Genomic DNA, 19,101 nt, shown 5'->3' on the forward strand with positions numbered 1-19,101 from the left:
ACCGAATGAGAATTTAACCTCATCATAAATGTTTTATTGGAATAGGTAGTCGGAAGCTGCTTCCACGCTCATGGGCTTAGCAAAAAAATATCCTTGTCCTAATTCACAGCCTAATTGTTTTAATTGTTCTAATTGACTCTTGGTTTCAATACCTTCAGCCGTAATACTCATCCCCAAGGCTTTACCTAAATCAACGATCGCGCGGGTAATTTGTAGATTACTACGATCTTCTTCCAAAAGATTGACAAACGCCCGATCAATTTTGAGATTATTCACCGGAAACTGTCGGAGATAACTTAAGGAAGAATACCCCGTCCCAAAATCATCAATACTGACTTGAATACCGCGCGATCGAAAGGCTTCAATGATTTTTACGGTTTGCAGCGGATTTTCGACCGTGAGGGTTTCTGTAATTTCTAATTTTAATTGGGAGGGAGAAAGCTCCGTTTTTTGCAATACTGATTCTATATCTTGGAAAAGCGTTTCATTCCGAAATTGCAACGGGGATAAATTGACACTAATTTGTAGTCCTGTCTTCCCTTGGTTTTCCCATATTTTTAACTGTTGACAGGCTTTTTCTAAAACCATAATTCCAGCAGGAATAATTAAACTTGTTTCTTCTAAACAAGAAATAAACTCTCCTGGTGCAACCAGCCCTTCTTCAGGATGTTGCCAACGCATGAGGGCTTCAAAACCATGCAAACAATCTTGTCTTAAATCAATAATCGGTTGATAGTAAACTTGGAACTCATCTTCCATTAAAGCCTGACGTAAATCTCTTGCCAATTGCAGCTTTCGGGCTGTCATTTGGTGCATTTCGGGTTGAAATAATTGATAATGATTTTTCCCTTCTCGTTTTGCCCAATTTAAAGCGGTATCCGCATTACGGAGGGTTGCTTCCGCATCTGTTTCCCACAGTGGTGTTTGATAAACTACACCCATTGAAATTGATAAATAAATTTCTTGGTCGCTGACAAAAAAGGGACTGCTAAAGGCATCAAAAATCTGATCAATCATTGTTTGAACTGTTGCTTGGCTTTTGGGATCACTGACGAGAATACAAAAGTCATCTTCTCCAAAGTGAGCAAAAATATCTTTTGCCCCTAAACACAAAGAAACGCGATCGCGGATGGCTAACAAAGCGCGATCGCCAAGATCATAGCCATAACAACTATTCACAAGCTGAAATTCATCACAATCAAAATACAACAGCGCAAAAGGTTCACCCGCATTAAAGATTCCATGCAACTGCTGTAATAGAGAGAAACGACTGGCTAACCCTGTCAGCGGATGATACCAAATTAAATCCTGAAGTTGGCGCGATCGCGCTTCGACTTGTTGTTCTAAGTTATTTTTCAGTTCCCGAACTTTTTGATATTGGTCACTAATCCTAAGCATAGAACGCACTCGTGACCGCAATTCTGTACCATTTAAGGGTTTGCCAATAAAATCATCTGCCCCTGCTTCTAAGCACTGAGAGAGGTTCACTGTAGTGTTGAGAGCAGTCACCATAATAATCGGAACGCCTTGGTAAGCGCGATCGCGCTTAATGATCTGGCACAGTTCTAGCCCATCCATTTCTGGCATCATCAAATCCAGTAAGATGAGATCAATCTTAACTTCTCGCAGTTGCTCTAAAGCAATTTTTCCCTCTTGAGCATAGTACAGTTGATAGTCCTGAGCATAGAGTAAATTTTCAATGACATCATAATTATCGGGATCATCATCAACGATTAAAATAGACGAGACTTGTTCGGCGTGTGTATCCATGCTTTATTCTGTTTCTTCAGGGTGAATAAATGTTTGATCGCGACTTAATGCCATCATAATTGCTGCATGAACTTCTCGCTGTTTATAAGGCTTTAAAATATATCCATAGCTCCCACTTTCTTGCACCCGTTTGAGCGTTTCCTCGTCACTATAAGCCGTTAAATAAATGACTGGAATTTGAAACCTTTCCTGAATCTTTTGGGCAGTTTCAATACCATCCATCTCCCCCGCAATAACAATATCCATCAGCACTAAATCTGGCGGATCACTTTCAATTTTAGCCAGAGCTTTTTCCCCTGTTGAAACGATTCCCACCACTTCATACATAAACTTCTCCAGTTGTCGGGCTAAAGACTTAGCAATAATTAACTCATCTTCAACAATTAGAATTTTTCCTTGACTGTTATCCATTCCATCTCCTTTCATTAATAGCGTTGACGATAGTTTACCTCTTGAAAGGTAATTTCAAAGCTAACCCCTTGCTTTTGATGATCAATAGTGAACTGACCTTGAATTTGCTCAGTTAAAGTTAAAATGAGTTCCATGCCTAATGACTTAACCGCCATGGGGTCAAAATCTTGCGGTAATCCTATTCCATTATCACTAACTTTTAAATGAATTTGCTGATCGGCTTTATGTTGTGATAGTTCAATCCCAATTTTGCCTTCAGTCAGGTCGGGAAAGCCATGTTTAAGGGCATTCGAGATTAACTCATTAACAATTAGTCCACAAGGATTTGCTGTTTCTATATTAAGCCAAATCGGTTCTAATCTCAGTTCTAATTGAATTTTTTGTGTATCGGAAAGGTAAGAGTCTAATAAAGTATCTGTTAAATCTTCTAAATACTCAGCAAAATTAATTTTGCTCAATCCTGTGTTCCGATAGAGTTTCTGATGGACTAATGCCATAGTATGCACTCGATTACGACTTTCATTTAATAAAAAAGATAACTTCTCATCCGCCACATAATCACTTTGTAAATCGAGTAAATTCGACACGACTAAAAGATTATTTTTCACCCGATGATGAATTTCTTTTAAGAGTAATTCTTTTTCCTGTAATGATTTTTTTAGTTCTTGTTCATTCTGTTTTCGTTCGGTGATATCCCGATACATCCATAAATGACCTTGACAAGCACCATCGAGAACAATCGGAGCATAATCTCGCTCTAAAATGCGACCATTTTGAAGCGTCCATTCTTCATTATTAACAAATTGTTTTTCTTGCAAAAGCCTCTGATTACTTTGACAAAACTGCTCAGGATTTGAAACTGAATCATAATAATATTTTTCTAAATCTAAGTTACTTTTTCCAATGAGGTTGTCTGATTTTAGATTAATCTCAAAAAGTTGATAAAATTGTTGATTAGGTAAAATAACATTCCCCGCTTTATCTTGAAGTAAAACCCCACTCTTTAAAGTATTCAGTAGCGTTGTCATTTGTGTGCTTGTTACTTTTAACTCTCTTTCCGATTGCTTCCATTCCGTAATATCAATCCCGACGGTAACAATCGACTCTCCTTGTTCATATTTTTGAGCAACAATCAAATACTCACGGGTTGTTCCTTGGGAATTAATCTGTAGCACTTTTTGAAGCGTATTTGTTTGGGATTGGTTAATAAATTCTGCAACAAAGGTTTCAAATTCTTGAGCAGAATTTAAAAAACCTAAACGTTGACCGATAAAAGCCTCAGGAGTCATCTCCACTGCTTTAGCCAGTCGTTGATTCACACCACGATAGTGCAAATCTTTACTAATCCAAGAAATAAAACCAGGCACCGCATCAATCACCGCTTGTAACTGTTCATTACTTCTTGCTAAAGCAACTTCCACTTGCTGGCGATAACGTAATTCTTCTCCTCGACTTTCTAAGAGCTCGCGTAATTGATCTTGTTGTTTTTTAATTCTGATTAAAGAATTAACTCTTGCTTGCAATTCCAGATGATGAAAGGGTTTACTCAAAAAGTCATCAGCCCCGACATCTAAAGATCGCGCTAAATCTTCTTTTGCCGTCAGAGCGGTTATCATCAGAATGGAAATCGTTTGCCATTGCGGATGTGCTTTCAGTTCCTGGCAGAGACTAATCCCATCTTGGTCAGGCATCATTACATCAAGGAGGATAACATCAATCGGGATGCTTTTTAATTGTTGCCAAGTCTGATGAGCATTGCTAGCGTAGTGGAGTTGATAGTTTTTGGACATCAAAGCAGCTTCCACCACGTCAAAGTTATTGGGTTCATCATCCACCACTAAGATGGAGGCAAGTTGACCATTGTTTAACTTCATTAGTTTTTATTGTCTGATAATAACCATTTAAAAAACACTAGAAAACCGAGCATATACCGAAAATAAATCCCTGTTAAAGCTCATAAAAATCGGCAATTCCAGTAAAGCTAAGGAAAGAGAATCAGCAAAAGATACATTATTTTTCGGGGGAAATTTGGATAAGATGAAACAATTGTTAGCTATAATCATTAATCTTTAAACACGACTGATTCATGTTTTCTTCTTGGTTAAAATTTCTGCGCTTACGACCCGTTGATCAGCGTTATGCCCTTTTAGAAGCCTGTCTGATTGGGGTAATTTCAGCACTAGCAGCACTGACCTTAAAACAAGGCATTGGTTGGCTTGGAGGCTATCGGGTGGCTGCTGTTAACGAACACGGTTGGTTTGTGCTTCCTCTCGCTGGTTTTCTCTTTGGTGGCTTAACGGGGGTTTGTTTGCAGTGGTTAGCCCCCGAAGCTGCGGGTGGGGGAATCCCACAAGTGAAAGCAGTTTTAGCACAACTTCCCATGTCTCTTTCTCTGCGGTCGGCGCTGGTGAAACTTTTGGGAACAATTTTTATTTTGGGGGCGGGGTTTACGTTAGGGAGACGGGGGCCAACGGTGCATATCGGGGCAACTTTAGCAGCGCAACTCAGTCTTTGGCTGCCCACTTCTCCACAACACCGCCGTCAGTTAATTGCTGCGGGGGCTGCTGCGGGTCTGGCTGCGGGCTTTAATACGCCCATTGCGGGGATTGTGTTTGTGGTAGAAGAGTTAATGCGTGATATTTCTGGGTTTACCCTCGAAACCGCCATTCTTGCCTCATTTACAGGTGCGGTTGTCTCACGCTTGCTGGAGTCATCAGAAGTGAATCTTTCAGGGTTAGTCTCTCAACAAGGATGGGAAGTCACCTTTGTCTCGCAGGAGATTCCCTTTTTTCTGTTACTGGGCATTAGTGCAGGGCTGCTGGGGGTGATTTTTAATCGGGGGATTCTCTTTAGTCTGCGTTTTTATCAGGGGCTGTCTTGGCCGATCCCCTTACGCATTGCAGTAGCAGGATTAATTTCAGGGTCGATTGTTGCTGCTTTACCGCCATTTTTCAGAGATAATGCAGGATTACGGGACTTTTTAATTACAGGGGAAGGGGGCTGGCAAATTACCGCGATCGCGCTCATTGCTTATTTTTTCCTCACTCTCATTGCCTATGGCTCTGGCGCACCAGGCGGATTGTTTTCCCCAGCACTTGTCATTGGTTCGGCGCTCGGCTATCTGATTGGGGTGGCAGAAGTTGCCCTAGTGGGAATGGGCAGTGCCAACATCAACACCTATGCCCTCGCGGGGATGGGAGCGATGTTTACGGCGGTGGTTCGGGTTCCAGTGACAGCAATCGTGATTATCTTTGAAATGACCGCTAACTTTGAGTTAGTGCTTCCGCTCATGATTAGCTGTGCTACTGCCTATCTCGTTGCCGAAAGTCTTTCTCGTGGATCACTTTACCAAGAATTATTAGCTGCCAAAGGCATTAACCTGCGAGAAGAAACCCAAGTTGATCCGATTTTAGCGCGGGTGAGTGCGGAACAGGTGATGACTTATCCGGTCGAAAGCCTCTCTACTGATTTAACCTTAGATGAAACTTCTCAGGTTTTTTCCCGTTCCCCTCATCGGGGCTTTCCAGTTGTAGAACACGGAAAATTAGTGGGAATTATTACTCAAACGGATTTAGGGAAAATCATGGGGCGTTCTCAACCCCTGACCTTAAAAGACATTATGACCCAGCGACCTGTAAGCGTTAGCCCCTCCGCCCCCTTACAAGAAGTGCTGTATTTGCTCAATCGTTACCATCTTTCTCATCTTCCCGTCACCAAGCAAGAGCGACTAGTGGGGATTATTACCCGCAGTGATATTATTCGGGCGGAAGTGGAAGCACTCCATGACAGTGATACCTTAGAACAACCGATCGCGCAACGAGTGATTGGGGAACCGTCCTATACTATTTATCAAACCCGTTCCCCTGCGGTGGGAAAAGGACGGATTTTATTGCCGATTACCAATCCTGAAACTGTAATTGGTTTAACTGAATTTGGCAGCGCGATCGCGCAATATCGGCAAGCAGAACTGGAATTACTGCATTTGATTAAAGTGCCTCGCAATTCCGCCCCCAACCAAGCCTGGGTTAATCCCACTCTCGGTCGCCAACTTTTGCAACAAGCCGAAGCGATTGCTAATCAGTACGCGCTTCCTGTTCATACCCAACTCCGCACCACTCATCAACGGAGTGAAGCCATTTTAGAGGTGATTCAAGAACGGAAAATTTCTCTCTTAATTATGGGTTGGAAGGGGACAAAAAACATTTTCACGGGACGCTTATTCGGAGACCTCACAGGAAACATGATGCGCAAAGCCCCTTGTGATGTTGTCCTGCTAAAAAGAAGTCGCAAAGTAACGGCTAAAGATTCTTCCGCATCTCAACGCTGGCTGATTCCTCTGGCGGTTGAACAAACAAATATCAAACCTTTAATGAGTTTATTACCCCAGTTAAGTGCTGTTGGTAACGCTCCTGAATACCTTTTCTGCACCATCAATGCAACTGAGAAAGAGAATCCTTTCCAAGGGACTGTCCAACAATTGAGCAAGCAACTGCAAGCCCCTGTGCAGAGTCTTACTTTACCGACACCCACCACAGAAAATCAAGTCTTACAATTAGCAACCGAGAAAGAGTGTGATGTGATTGTTTTATTGACGACATTCAAAGCGACATCTCCTTCCTTTAGCTTAGACACCAGTTTTGAGAATAACTTCCCCGCGATCGTTGCTAAACGCTTTTCAGGAACGGTCATTTTAATCCGTCCCGCCAGAGAGACCAAGTGACCAGAAAAAAGGTTAACCAAGCGTCAAGGTCTGTCTCCCATTCTTGAGTGTGGGAAAGGAAGTGACGAAATGTGATTTTAATCCATTGAGTCACAACAAGAGTGAATCCATTGAATTTTAATCAATGGAGAACTCAAGCCAATAGAAACTCGCTTTAACTGTCCCCCACTCAGCGCCTTAATGGGAACATCCCGCCGATGAGTTAATCTTAACTCTTCTAAAACCTCATCGAGACGCTGTTGCCGTTCCTGTACAGTGGTATCTGTGGGCATTCTTAACTGAGCAGCAAAGTCTAACGCCTCATGTACCGTTAAGTCAGTATGAACAATATCTTTTTGCGGGACATAGCCAATTTGAGAGCGATAGGCGTTATAGTTTTGATATAAATCCATGGCATTCACCAAAACCGTGCCACTGGTCGCTGGACGAGAACCATTCAAGGCATCCATCAAGGTTGATTTTCCGCCCCCACTCACCCCTGCAACAACGACAAATTCTCGTTGATTAATAGATAGGGAAATATTATTAGAAAACTACGCGATCGCGCTTTCTCCCAGTTTACGTTTAGCGAGTCCCCAAGCCTTACCGCGCCAGTCTTTACAAGCCTTAATCGGAGGACTCAGTGAATCTCGTCAGGGGTTTTCCTCGCTGCCTGCGGTACGAGAAGAAGTGGAAAGCATCGAAAATAAAGTTCCCAGTACCGTTTTACCGAGAATGTGACGAGAATGCCCTCATTATACCGTTAGGTTAATGAGGGATGAATCGTCACCAAACAAACTTTCATTCCGACAGGACATCCTCAATCATATTATGCTAAACTTTAGAAAGTAACGGTCGATTTCTAAAATGCTCAGTCTTAACTACCAGTATAAGCTCAAAGTCAATAAACAACAGGCTTCTACCATTGATGAATGGCTAGATATTTGTAAGTCTGTTTATAATTTTGCCTTGAGAGAGCGTAAAGACTGGGTGAATTCTAGAAAATGTCCAATTGATCGCTGTTCCCTTGAATCCGAGTATATCATTCCTCCCGATGCTCCTAGACCAACTTATGCAAGACAGTGTAAAAGTCTAGGAGTGGCGAAGAAAAAGTTTCCCCGATTAAAAATTCCACAATCTCAGGTACTTCAACAAACTCTAAAAGTTTTGGATGAAGCCTTTGCCAATATGTGGAAAAGAGGGTTTGGTTTTCCTAGATTCAAGAAAAAGATGCGTTCTTTTGTCCTTCCCCAAGTCAAACCAGACTGTATTCAAGGGAAAACGATCACTCTTCCCAAACTAGGAAAACTACCGTTAGTTCTTTCTCGCCCCATTCCTGAAGGGTTTATTCCTAAACAAGTCAGGATAATTAAGAAAGCAAGTGGGTACTACATTAATATCAATCTTCAATTAGATGTTGATGTTCCTGATGTACCCCCTCATGGATATCCAATTGGCATTGATTTAGGATTAGAGAAATTTCTAGCAACCAGTGAAGGGGAACTCATTAAAGGTCATAAGTTCTTGAAGGAGTACGAAGGCAAGCTGAAATTGCTGCAAGGTCAACTCAAGAATAAGAAGAAGGGTTCTCGTCGCTGGAAAAACATCAGTCGTCGTATCGCAAGACTCTATGAAAAGATAACTAACTGTCGCAAGGATTTCTTCTATAAAACCGCTCATCACCTTTGTGATCAAGCAGGAATGATCTTTGTTGAAGACCTTAATCTCAAAGCATTAGGACGATCAGCGTTAAGAAAAGCGTGCCTTGATGCTGCTTGGGGAACATTTGTTAGCATTCTGTCCTATGTTTGTTGGAAACGAGATGTTTATTTTGCCAAAGTTAACGCTAATGGAACCAGTCAAATTTGTTCTGAATGTGGGGTTAACTGCGGTAAGAAAACTCTTTCTGAACGGGTGCATAAGTGTCCAGATTGTGGGTTCCAAGCAGATAGAGACGTAGCGGCGGCGATGGTAGTAAAGAAACGTGGAGAAAGTACCGTCGGTGCGACGGGAAGAATGCTCGATCAGGGCAATGATTGCGGGGATGAAGTTTCGACTTTGTCTAGTATCACCCTTTGAGGCGAGAATCTCCCGTTATAATCTTTGATTTAACGGGAGAGGTTCAATCAATGATCGCTTTCAAGAAAACACTCTCGAATTAACCCTAGAAGAGAAAGGCTTTCCTGTCGTTCATTTAGCTACTCATGGGCAGTTTAGTTCCAATTTAGAAGATACTTTTATTCTCACTTGGGATGATCGAATTACGATTAATGAGTTTCCTCAACTCTTACAATCAGGAGAAGCACCCTCGGGACACTTTGGAAAGTAAGCGATCAAGGAACCTCTCAACTAATGAGAGAGCTTTATCAGCAATTGGAACAAAAGTCAACCACGAAAGCAGAAGCCTTGCGGAAGTCTCAATTAAGTTTATTAAACGATGAAAAATTCAGTCATCCTTACTACTGGAGTGCTTTTGTGCTTCTTGGGAACTGGCTGTAGTTCGTTTAACCGAATTGGGCAGCGCGATCGCGCAATATTGGCAAGCAGAACTGGAATTACTGCATTTGATTAAGGTGGATTTTGATCGGTCAAACACCCGAATGAGTAGCGAAGGACTAATGACGGGAAACCCCCCGCAGGGGATGAGCTTAACCCCTCACTGTTTGAGCAAAGTTGATCTCAGTTTTTCAGAACAGAAATGGTGATAGGATAGCGATGATTCCGACACGGCTTCGATTCCTGACAGAAATTTTAGTGTTTTTTAACCTATGAACCAGAATGGTCACACCACTGAAGAATCTCCAGTCCGTTTGCAACGGGATGATCAACAGGTGTTACTCTATCTTCCGCCAGCACCAGCACTGGATGTAACCAATGATTGGGCCCAGTTGTGGCAACATTTGAACCATCGCCTCAAGGCAAGTGAAAAATTTTGGGAACCGCAAACTCTAGTTGCGATGCAAGCGCGGGATCGACTTTTGGACGGCTCACAACTCAGCGCGATCGCGCAGGCGTTAAAACAAGTGGATTTACATTTGTCTTCTGTGGAAACCACCCGTCGCCAAACGGCGGTTGCTGCAGCAACTGCGGGTTATTCTGTCATCCAACCCCCTCCCGTCTCTCCTCAGAAATCAGCCGTGAGCAGTAGCCAAATTAAACACAGTGAACCCCTGTACTTAAAAACCACCGTTCGTTCTGGCATGGAAGTCCGTCATGAGGGAACAATTATTCTCTGTGGAGATGTCAACCCAGGAGGAGCGATCCTTGCTCAAGGGGATATTATAATCTGGGGGAGACTGCGAGGACTAGCTCATGCGGGGATCAAAGGCGATCGCGCTGGTCGCATTTTTGCCCTACAACTGCAACCGACCCAACTGCGGATTGCGGATACCGTTGCTCGTGCTCCTAATACCCCTCCCCAACAGCAGCAACCAGAAATTGCTTATATTGCGGACGCAGGGATTCGGATTACACGAGGACTCGATTTTGCGAAAAGCCACCGCTTTGTGACTGAAAAACAATGTTGGGAAGATCTTCCTGTTTAAGACCAGATGACAGTAGTTTTCCTTGCTGCAAGCTACTCTTGTCTCATTGAAAAATAGACCTTAAAAGCAAATCAGTATTATTAATGAAATTATGAGTCGAATTATCGTCATTACCTCCGGAAAAGGCGGTGTGGGCAAAACCACAACCACTGCTAATCTTGGCTCAGCCTTGGCGAAGTTAGGCAATAAAGTGGCGCTGGTTGATGCGGATTTTGGCTTGCGTAACTTAGATTTATTGCTCGGGTTAGAAAGTCGTGTCGTTTACACCGCGATCGATGTTATCAATGGTGAGTGTCGTCTGGAACAGGCTTTAGTCAAAGATAAACGTCAATCGGGGATGGTATTGCTTCCCGCAGCCCAAAGTCGGGGGAAAGAAGCGATTAGCCGAGAACAAATGAAAGATTTAGTCACTCGCCTCGCCCCCGATTATGATTATGTGGTCATTGACTGTCCCGCCGGGATTGAAATGGGCTTTCAAAACGCGATCGCGCCCGCGAGCGAAGCCCTGATTATCACCACCCCAGAAGTGGCTGCGGTGCGTGATGCGGATCGAGTGATTGGATTGCTCGAAGCCAATAGCATTACTAATACTAAACTCATTGTCAATCGAGTGAAACCAGAGATGATCCAAGCCAATAACATGATGAGTGTGGAAGATATTCTCGATATTCTTGCTATTCCTCTCATTGGAATTATTCCCGATGATGAACGGATTATTGTGTCCAGTAATCGCGGTGAACCGCTAGTATTAGAAGAAAAATTATCAACTCCTGGACAAACCTTTAATAATATTGCGCGACGGATTAGAGGCGATGAAGTCAGTTTTTTAAACTTGATGGAAGGTCAAGACAACTTGCTCAAGCGCATCCGTCGTTGGTTTACAGAACCCCTTTAAATCAGTGACCAGTAATTAGTGACCAGTGACCAAAGAACAAGGAACAACGAACAAAGAACAAATAACCAATTCTAATGATGGATCTTCTAGAACGAATTTTTAACCGTAATCCATCCCCTAGTAGTCGGGATGAAGCCAAACAACGCCTAAAACTCATTATTGCCCATGACCGATCGGGGTTAAGCGAAGAAACTTTAGAAGCAATGCGGAAAGAAATTTTAGAAGTGGTCGCTCGTTATGTCGAAATTGACATTGAAAGTACCGAGTTTAACCTCGAAAATGAAGAAGGGATCACCGCCCTAATTGCTAACTTACCCATCCGTCGCGTCAAACAATAGTAATTCTTAGACTGGTAACCAAGAACAAATAAATAACGAATATAGCGTTTCTTAGTCTGTTGAGGTACAAAGCAAGTCGGTGGACGTTCATGGTTCATGGTTCATTGTTGATGACTGGAACTGCTGTGCAAAATTTCTGAGGTTGTTTTACCCTGAACTTGTCTAAGGAACAAAGAACAAAGAACAAAAATTTAGAATGTACCTCATGAATTCGAGAACTGCTATAACAAAGAACAAAGAACAAAGAACAAAGAACGAATAACGAATAATTATGTGCCGTCTCCTTGGTTATCTCGGTTCACCAATACAGCTAGACCAACTCTTATCTCAACCCCAACACTCCCTAGTTGTCCAAGCCTATCAACCCAAAGAAATGGAGTCAGCGCTGATGAATGCAGACGGATTTGGGATTGGTTGGTATCATCCTGAAAAAGCAACGCCTCCTTATATCTATAAACAGACAAGCCCCATTTGGAGTGATTTGAACCTGCCCCAGATTAGTCGTTATGTGGAAGCAGGGTGCTGGTTGGGTTATGTTCGCAGCGCCACTCCTGGTTTAGCGGTCGATTTAAGTAACTGTCAGCCCTTTAGCAGTGAAGGCTTATCCCTTTCTGAAACCTTATTATTCACCCATAATGGATATATCAATCAGTTTCGGAAAACTCTTTATCGTCCCCTGCGTCTTAGCCTCCATGATGAGGTTTATCTGCACATTCAGGGAACAACTGACTCCGAACATATTTTTGCCTTAATTCTCCATCAACTTTATACCCAACCGCAACTTTCCTTAGCAGAAGCTGTAGAAATTGCGTTAAACCAACTTAATGATATTGCAAAAGATCAAGGCAATATTTATTTTTGCGCCAATATCGTGATTAGTGATGGCAAACAGCTAGTCGCCAGCCGATTTGCCAGTCATTCCCCCGCCCCGAGTCTCTACTGCTTAGAAAATGACCCCAACCATGCAGGTGCGGTTATTATTGCATCAGAACCGTTATTTGAGGGAAACTGGAAACGTTGTCCAGAGCAAAGTATGATTTGTGTGGGAGAGGATGGAACAGTTCACATCAATCAAGTCACACCGCAGCGCTATTTATAACGCATTGGAGGCAATGCGCGATCGCAGCCTCGAATTTTTTGACACCCTAGATTTTAATTCTTTTTGTACCCAAGCCCATCCCGATTTTAGTCCCGTCGGGTGGCATTTGGGACATATTGCCTTTACCGAAGGCTTATGGATTCTCGAACACCTCAAAGGGAGTCCACCGCTTTATCCCCAATATCGCCAACTGTTTGCTGCGGATACCCTTCCCAAAGAAGACCGACAAAACCTGCCTTCGATCTCCCTCATCCTCGACTATCTCCATGATATTCGCGCTGCGGTGCTAGATTACCTTGAAACAGCCCCAGTTGAAGATCAAAGCCGTCTCTGGTGGTGGTTGATTCAACACGAATGCCAACATAGCGAAACCATTAACCTCATTTTACAACTGCAACAATTGCAAGCAGGGTTTCCCTTGTATCCCGTTACGCCCTCCACCAGTACCGGCGAAGTTATTGCTGATCTGGTTAAAATTCCAGCAGGAGAATTTATCATGGGCAGCGATATCCATCCTCAAGATAATGCTCGTCCCGCCCATAAAGTTTATTTAGACGAATATTGGCTCGATCGCTATCCTGTCACTTGTGGACAATATCGCCAGTTTATAGAAGCTGGAGGTTATCAAACCCGCGAATGGTGGTCAGCAGCAGGGTGGCAATGGCTACAGAATAATCCTGTTGCAAAGCCTCTCTATTGGTCAGACGGGAAAGAATGGGCAGATCATCCCGTTTATGGGGTCAGTTGGTATGAAGCCGAAGCCTACGCCAATTTTGTCGGGAAACGCCTTCCCACAGAAGCAGAATGGGAAAAAGCAGCCCGTTGGCATCAAGATCTAAATCAATCCACAACTTATCCTTGGGGAGACAATTTTCCGAACTCATCTCATGGTAACTACGACACACGCATCGGACAAACCACTCCTGTTAATGCTTATCTGGCTGGAGAAAGTGATTATGGCTGTTATGACTTAATCGGGAATGTTTGGGAATGGACAGCAGATTGGTTTTCCCCCTATCCTAATTTTCAAGCCTATCCTTATCGCGGTTATTCAGAAGTGTATTTCGACAACCAGCATCGCGTTTTACGGGGGGGAAGTTGGGCAACTCGCCCTTGGGCTTTAGATAGTTGTTGGCGGAATTGGTATTATCCTCATCTTCGTCAAATTTTTGTCGGTTTTCGGTGTGCAAAGACTGTTATAAGTTAATTTGAGAGATTTAAGATTATATTGGCTTATTAATATGACAATTTATATCCAAGATCCCACGATTAAAAATCAATATCGTAGTACAGGTATTGTTCGTGGGATTTATCTTCCCAGTGATACAGCAAGTGCAGAGGGTGTATTAATCACCCGAGATGGGATGTTTCCCGCAGAATTGTTTCGGAGATGGTGGCAACCCCCGCAAAAAGAATTAGTTTGGAATTGTTGGTTAAAAACCCTCAGAGAAGATCCCTCTCTCCACTTTATTCTAAAAGGAACTTATAGAACCGAAGATGGAGAAAATATTTCCCCAGATAGCATCCTTGAAGATCGCTTTAGTATTCGAGGAAATTTACTATTCTGGAATGAAGATCAGGGGAATTTTGGCATTAGTATCCGTCCCAATAAAGATGCAATCCGTAAATTTAAGCCCTTTTTTATTGAAGTTCAGGGCAGATTAGTCAGTCCCAAAGCAGGGGCTTTTTGGGAAGTAGAAGCGGTGAGGAAGGGCAATAAACTCGTGTTAGTAGAGGCTCAAGAAGTCTTTCCACCAATGAAGAAAAAGAAGAAGGGAAAACCTAAACCAAAAGATATATCTAAGGTGGAAACACAGGACAATGATCAGCCGAAAAAATCAGTGACCAATCAACACAAAGAGAAAAGATAATGAGCAGTTTAAGGCGATCGCGCTAACCCTTCTCAAGGGTTGCTTCCACTCCAGATCTGCCAAGGCTGGGGAGTCACCTTAACTTGGCTTCAGCAGCATTCTTCTTCGACTTGTTGGAGAAGGACAAGGGCTTCGTTATCATTGTACTCCTCGAATAAAGACCGCATCGGGTTAATCTGGCTGCCGACAAAATAGAGTTCGTCTTGTCCTAGGGCTTCGCGATCGCGCAGTTTTTGTCGAAAATAATCCAGCCAAGGGCTTTCATGAGGGGGAGAAGCCAAATATTGTTCAATATAACTCAGAAGGCGCTTTGATTTGCCATCGCAGTCAATTCCCTCAAAACTGACATAGCGATCCGTTTTTTCGGTTGTCATTCCCTGTCTCGCTGCTCTTACTTTAATTCTTATTTGTTAGAAAATGAATGATTAATTATTACTGAGAATAGCAAAACTTTGACCAACATGGCAAGTGGTTTTCTGATCGTGGAATCAGAACAGAAAAAAGTCAATCACCTGATATAGCAATATGATCTCATTTGTAAAAACTAGCTCAACCTTACTTACTAAGGGGGGAATTAAAGGGGGGATTGCTAGGGGGTACAACTGATTTAGAATTGCTATAGCACTTCCCAATCTCATGAGGTACATTCTAAATTTTGGTTCTTTGTTCTTTGTTGGTTGTTAATCAATGAACCACGAACCATGAACCATGAACCATGAACATCCACCGACTCGCATTACGTACCTCAACCAACTAGGAAACGCTATATATAGCAATCCCAAATAAATTGTCAATTAATCTCCCCCAGCCCTCCTTCGTAATGGGGAACGATTAATCAACTTTTTACGAATGATTGAGAACTGCGATATGTTTCCTATGAACACTCCTTTAATCTTGATAATAATAAGATCATTTCATCAATGATAGCTCGTTGTTCTGATGAATAACGTTGAGAATGATTGAGAAGCACACTAAAAATTAATGTTTCATAATGAGGTGGATTAACATAACCCGATAACGTAGAAATTCCAGTGAGGGTTCCAGTTTTTCCTTGTAGGTTTCCTTGTAATGGGGTTTCTTGAAACCGATTTTTTAATGTTCCGTTGATCCCTGCGACAGCCAGTGAAGACTTGAAAATTTCAAAGTTTTTGCTAGTTAACATCCCTTGTAAAAGTTGCGCGATCGCGCGGGGAGTGGCTAAATTACGCCGTGACAGCCCAGATCCATCCGCAAGAGAGTAATGATTCGGTGACACTCCTAAGGCGGTTAATTCCTTCTCAATTGCCTTTTCTCCGCTTTCCGCAATTAAACTTTTTAACACGGCTTCTGCATATAAATTATTACTATTGCGATTAATTTCTGTGATTAATTCACTCAGAGAAGGAGACACCAGTTCACTCACGCGTGCACCTGAAACTAAACTCAAATCTGAGTCTAAAAATTGAACTTGATCGACTTTAATTCCATTTTCCCCAAGTTGAGTTAGCAAAACATCTCGGAAATAATAATCGGGATTCGGGATGGCTAATTGCCAAACATCTGTTTTAATATCTTGGGGTAATGTTCCCCTTAAATTCAGTTCTGACGTGCCAAATTTTCGGTTTAATTCCACTTGATAATCTGTATTGGCTGGTGCGGTTACTGCTTCTCCCTTCAGCGTCCATTGTGATGCAGCAATTGGATTATCCCAATCAATTTTAACCACTTCTCCAACCTTTTGTGGACGTAAGGTTAATGTGACAGCATTTTCATCTAAAATTAAACTGTTCACAGCAGTTCCATACGCTGCATAAACATCTTCCCATTCCCAAGTGGAATTAATGGCTGGTGTGTCAAAATATCCCGTTTCTAAGACAAGAGTTGCAATGGAACGAATTCCAGTTTGGCTTAAGGTTTCTGCAAGTTTTTCCAAATCATTCCGATTTAAAGACGGATCACCTTTTCCAATAATCTGTAAGGTTTGAAGATGAGGAGGGCTTCCTTCGGCAAAAATTGGGGTTATAATTTCAAACTGAGGACTGAATTGATTTAAAGCTGCTGCTGTTGTAAATAGCTTGATATTAGAAGCGGGAATAAAAAACTGATCCGCATTTTTTTGATATAAAATTGTTTCCGAAACCGACGATTGAATAATGATTCCCCAACGAGACCCGTCAGCACTATTTTCCAGAATCGGATCAATTTTTTCAGGGAGTTGTTGTGGACAAAAGGATTCTAAATCAGAATCAGTCTCTTTCGCTAACATCTTGGTATTAGTTAGAAATAAGATGAAGCTAGATAACAGTAAGTAATGAAGAGTCAGTTTAATATTCAATGATTTCTTAAGATGAACTTACTTTTAACTGGGGTGCTGCATTGAGTAAGGTTTTGGTATAAGGATGTTTCGGAGAATTAAAGAGGGCTTCTGTTTCTCTTAATTCAACAATTTTTCCTTGATTCATCACCGCAATCCGATTACACAAAAACCTAGCAACAGAAAGATCATGAGTAATAAATAAATAGGTTAAATTAAACTCTTCTTTCAGGGATCGCATTAAATCTAAAACTTGCGTTTGTACGGTCGCATCTAGCATACTCACCGGTTCATCACAGATCATTAATTTGGGATTAGTAATTAACGATCGCGCGATCGAAACTCGTTGTTGTTGACCGCCAGATAAATCTTTGGGATAGCGATGATAATATTCATCCACTGGCGTTAATCCCACTTTTTCTAAAATACTTTTTACCTTCTCTTTTGCATCCCGATTCTTGGCTAGGTTATGAATCAATAAGGGATCAGCGATACTTTCTCCCACTTTCATCAACGGATTTAAACAGGCTAACGGATCTTGAAAAATCATCTGAATTTGACGACGAAATTTCCGCACCGCAACCTCCGATAACATCGTTAAATCACTCCCTAAAAACTCAACTTTTCCCGAGGTGGGACGCACCAACTGTAAAAGACTCCGAGACAAGGTACTTTTTCCACAACCCGATTCTCCCACTAAGCCTAAAATTTCTCCTGGAAATAAATCAAAACTCACCCCATCTACGGCTTTAATTATCGTGGGTTCTTTTTTAAGTAACTGTTGGATTAAATTTTGTTCTAAGGTGTAGTGCTGAACCAGATTTTCCACTCGTAATAGGGGAGTTTCTTCTGAAATTTGCGAGGCTTGTTTTGAGTTAACGTGCAAGTGAAGGGCTGCATTTAATAAAGACTGTGTATAATCATGATTGGGGTCTGATAAAACCTGTTCTGCTTGGCCTTCTTCTACCAGCTTTCCTTGATACATGACCGCGACGCGATCGCAGTATTCTCCGACTAAGGCTAAGTCATGAGAAATTAACAGCAACCCGACATTTTTTTCCTGACACAAACGGGTAAGTTCTTGTAAAATTTCCGCCGAAACCGTAACATCTAAACTGGTGGTTGGTTCATCGGCAATAATTAATTTTGGTTCTAACAATAAAGCTAAAGCAATGGCAACCCGTTGACGCATTCCGCCACTAAATTCATGAGGATATTGTGACCAGCGATTGGCTGGAATTTTTACGGATTCTAAAGCAGCGATCGCGCTTTGTTTCGCTTCTTTTTGCGATAATTGAGGACGATGGGCTTTCAGGGTTTCTAAACAGTGCGTCCCGATCGTCATCAACGGATTTAACCGTGTCATCGGATCTTGAAACACCAGTGAAACCACTTCTCCCCGAAACTGGCGCAACCGTTGGGGAGTCATCTCTAAAATCGATTCTCCCTGAAACTGTAACTCCCCTTCTACCCTAGCATTGGTCAACAAACGCATTACCGCCCGTCCTAAAGTGGATTTTCCGCACCCTGACTCCCCCACTAAACCCAATCTTTCCCCCGCTTGCAAGACCAGAGAAACATCATCAACTGCAGTTGTTAAACTAGAACATGAGCGGGTGGGGTAGTTGACTTTTAGGTGCTTCAGAGTCAGCAAAGCCTCAGACATCTTGTTAATGGTCATTCTTTTGTAAACGCATCCGCGAAATCAATTAATTTTCCCACGCGATCGCGCACTGTGGTCAAACGCTGTTGAGAAGTCTGACTGCTTCGTGACGTTTGCAAGAACATCATGTCGTTTTGTAACAAGCGCATCATACGGTGTACTTCTGTTTGGGAAGATTGCCAACGAGATCGCGTTTCACCAGTCAGTTCTTCTCCCGTTAAAGACATAATTTCCTCTTGGAATTGTGCTTGTAACTGGGAAAAAATAGCTTTTAACTGTTTAGGATTGAAATCTGTGTGCAGATGTTCCTGTAACTGCTTTAAAGTCTCCAAAAACACTTGATAGCGTTCTCGATAAGAGAGGGGTAACATGATGACCTGAGTTTGCGTTACAATTTCTGGAATTAACAGGGATGTTAAAAAACCTTAACTTTATTTTGATCCAGGGAAAATCAAACGAGCGAGATTGCCATTTCCGCAACCGACTACAGAGGAATGTTGGCAATAAAACCATTTTA

18 protein-coding genes are annotated in these 19,101 nt (G+C 42.3%); 10 read left to right on the plus strand and 8 right to left on the minus strand.

The window, feature by feature from the left end:
* Positions 1-33: 33 nt before the first annotated feature.
* The 3 genes from PCC7418_RS07930 to PCC7418_RS19340 are packed head-to-tail and all read right to left on the minus strand — an operon-like array spanning position 34 to position 4,055.
* The gene (locus tag PCC7418_RS07930; protein WP_015225656.1) at positions 34-1,770 is read right to left on the minus strand and encodes an EAL domain-containing response regulator; all 1,737 of its coding nucleotides are present in this window, start codon (positions 1,768-1,770) and stop codon (positions 34-36) included.
* A gap of 3 nt (positions 1,771-1,773) precedes the next feature.
* Positions 1,774-2,181 carry a response regulator gene (locus PCC7418_RS07935; protein ID WP_015225657.1) on the minus strand — a complete coding sequence of 136 codons (408 nt, stop codon included), beginning with the start codon at positions 2,179-2,181 and terminating at the stop codon, positions 1,774-1,776.
* Between the two features lie 14 nt (positions 2,182-2,195).
* Complete coding sequence (locus tag PCC7418_RS19340; protein WP_015225658.1) at positions 2,196-4,055, minus strand: response regulator; 1,860 nt, start codon at positions 4,053-4,055, stop codon at positions 2,196-2,198.
* A gap of 212 nt (positions 4,056-4,267) precedes the next feature.
* Between PCC7418_RS19340 and PCC7418_RS07945 the strand changes: the two genes are divergently transcribed.
* Positions 4,268-6,901, plus strand: a complete 2,634-nt coding sequence (locus PCC7418_RS07945; RefSeq protein ID WP_015225659.1) for a chloride channel protein — start codon at positions 4,268-4,270, stop codon at positions 6,899-6,901.
* 77 nt (positions 6,902-6,978) lie between these two features.
* On the opposite strand, the gene PCC7418_RS07950 is transcribed toward PCC7418_RS07945, so the two are convergent.
* Positions 6,979-7,422 carry an ATP-binding cassette domain-containing protein gene (locus tag PCC7418_RS07950; protein WP_216086725.1) on the minus strand — a complete coding sequence of 148 codons (444 nt, stop codon included), beginning with the start codon at positions 7,420-7,422 and terminating at the stop codon, positions 6,979-6,981.
* A 325-nt stretch (positions 7,423-7,747) separates the two neighbouring features.
* Here PCC7418_RS07950 and PCC7418_RS07955 point away from each other — a divergent pair, with 325 nt between their 5' ends.
* From PCC7418_RS07955 to PCC7418_RS07990, 9 genes are all read left to right on the plus strand, one after another.
* Positions 7,748-8,959, plus strand: coding sequence for an RNA-guided endonuclease TnpB family protein (locus PCC7418_RS07955; RefSeq protein ID WP_015225660.1), 1,212 nt, complete (start codon positions 7,748-7,750; stop codon positions 8,957-8,959).
* Positions 8,960-9,005: 46 nt separating this feature from the next.
* Entirely contained in the window at positions 9,006-9,209 is a 204-nt protein-coding gene (locus PCC7418_RS21315; protein WP_396275487.1) for a CHAT domain-containing protein, read from the plus strand.
* A gap of 23 nt (positions 9,210-9,232) precedes the next feature.
* Complete coding sequence (locus PCC7418_RS20740) at positions 9,233-9,379, plus strand: CHAT domain-containing protein (protein WP_235620773.1); 147 nt, start codon at positions 9,233-9,235, stop codon at positions 9,377-9,379.
* Between the two features lie 269 nt (positions 9,380-9,648).
* A complete protein-coding gene (gene minC, locus PCC7418_RS07965) occupies positions 9,649-10,425 on the plus strand; it encodes a septum site-determining protein MinC (RefSeq protein ID WP_015225661.1) in 777 nt (258 codons plus the stop codon).
* A 91-nt stretch (positions 10,426-10,516) separates the two neighbouring features.
* The gene (minD, locus tag PCC7418_RS07970) at positions 10,517-11,320 is read left to right on the plus strand and encodes a septum site-determining protein MinD (protein WP_015225662.1); all 804 of its coding nucleotides are present in this window, start codon (positions 10,517-10,519) and stop codon (positions 11,318-11,320) included.
* A 74-nt stretch (positions 11,321-11,394) separates the two neighbouring features.
* Complete coding sequence (gene minE, locus PCC7418_RS07975) at positions 11,395-11,658, plus strand: cell division topological specificity factor MinE (RefSeq protein WP_015225663.1); 264 nt, start codon at positions 11,395-11,397, stop codon at positions 11,656-11,658.
* 271 nt (positions 11,659-11,929) lie between these two features.
* Positions 11,930-12,757 carry an ergothioneine biosynthesis protein EgtC gene (gene egtC / locus PCC7418_RS07980; RefSeq protein ID WP_015225664.1) on the plus strand — a complete coding sequence of 276 codons (828 nt, stop codon included), beginning with the start codon at positions 11,930-11,932 and terminating at the stop codon, positions 12,755-12,757.
* A complete protein-coding gene (locus PCC7418_RS07985) occupies positions 12,711-13,964 on the plus strand; it encodes an ergothioneine biosynthesis protein EgtB (protein WP_041596201.1) in 1,254 nt (417 codons plus the stop codon). Before egtC ends, PCC7418_RS07985 begins: the two co-directional genes overlap by 47 nt.
* 34 nt (positions 13,965-13,998) lie before the next feature.
* Positions 13,999-14,628 carry a hypothetical protein gene (locus tag PCC7418_RS07990; protein WP_041596202.1) on the plus strand — a complete coding sequence of 210 codons (630 nt, stop codon included), beginning with the start codon at positions 13,999-14,001 and terminating at the stop codon, positions 14,626-14,628.
* Between the two features lie 89 nt (positions 14,629-14,717).
* On the opposite strand, the gene cowN is transcribed toward PCC7418_RS07990, so the two are convergent.
* The 4 genes from cowN to patD form a co-directional block, all read right to left on the minus strand.
* The gene (cowN, locus tag PCC7418_RS07995) at positions 14,718-15,002 is read right to left on the minus strand and encodes a N(2)-fixation sustaining protein CowN (RefSeq protein WP_015225666.1); all 285 of its coding nucleotides are present in this window, start codon (positions 15,000-15,002) and stop codon (positions 14,718-14,720) included.
* Positions 15,003-15,502: 500 nt separating this feature from the next.
* Positions 15,503-16,873 carry a D-alanyl-D-alanine carboxypeptidase/D-alanyl-D-alanine-endopeptidase gene (dacB, locus tag PCC7418_RS08000; protein WP_015225667.1) on the minus strand — a complete coding sequence of 457 codons (1,371 nt, stop codon included), beginning with the start codon at positions 16,871-16,873 and terminating at the stop codon, positions 15,503-15,505.
* 76 nt (positions 16,874-16,949) lie between these two features.
* Positions 16,950-18,602 carry an ABC transporter ATP-binding protein gene (locus PCC7418_RS08005; protein ID WP_015225668.1) on the minus strand — a complete coding sequence of 551 codons (1,653 nt, stop codon included), beginning with the start codon at positions 18,600-18,602 and terminating at the stop codon, positions 16,950-16,952.
* Positions 18,599-18,955 carry a heterocyst frequency control protein PatD gene (gene patD / locus PCC7418_RS08010; protein ID WP_015225669.1) on the minus strand — a complete coding sequence of 119 codons (357 nt, stop codon included), beginning with the start codon at positions 18,953-18,955 and terminating at the stop codon, positions 18,599-18,601. The genes PCC7418_RS08005 and patD overlap by 4 nt, the downstream gene beginning before the upstream one ends.
* Positions 18,956-19,101: the final 146 nt, after the last annotated feature.

Origin of the sequence: Halothece sp. PCC 7418 (assembly GCF_000317635.1) — a bacterium.
Taxonomy (GTDB): domain Bacteria; phylum Cyanobacteriota; class Cyanobacteriia; order Cyanobacteriales; family Rubidibacteraceae; genus Halothece.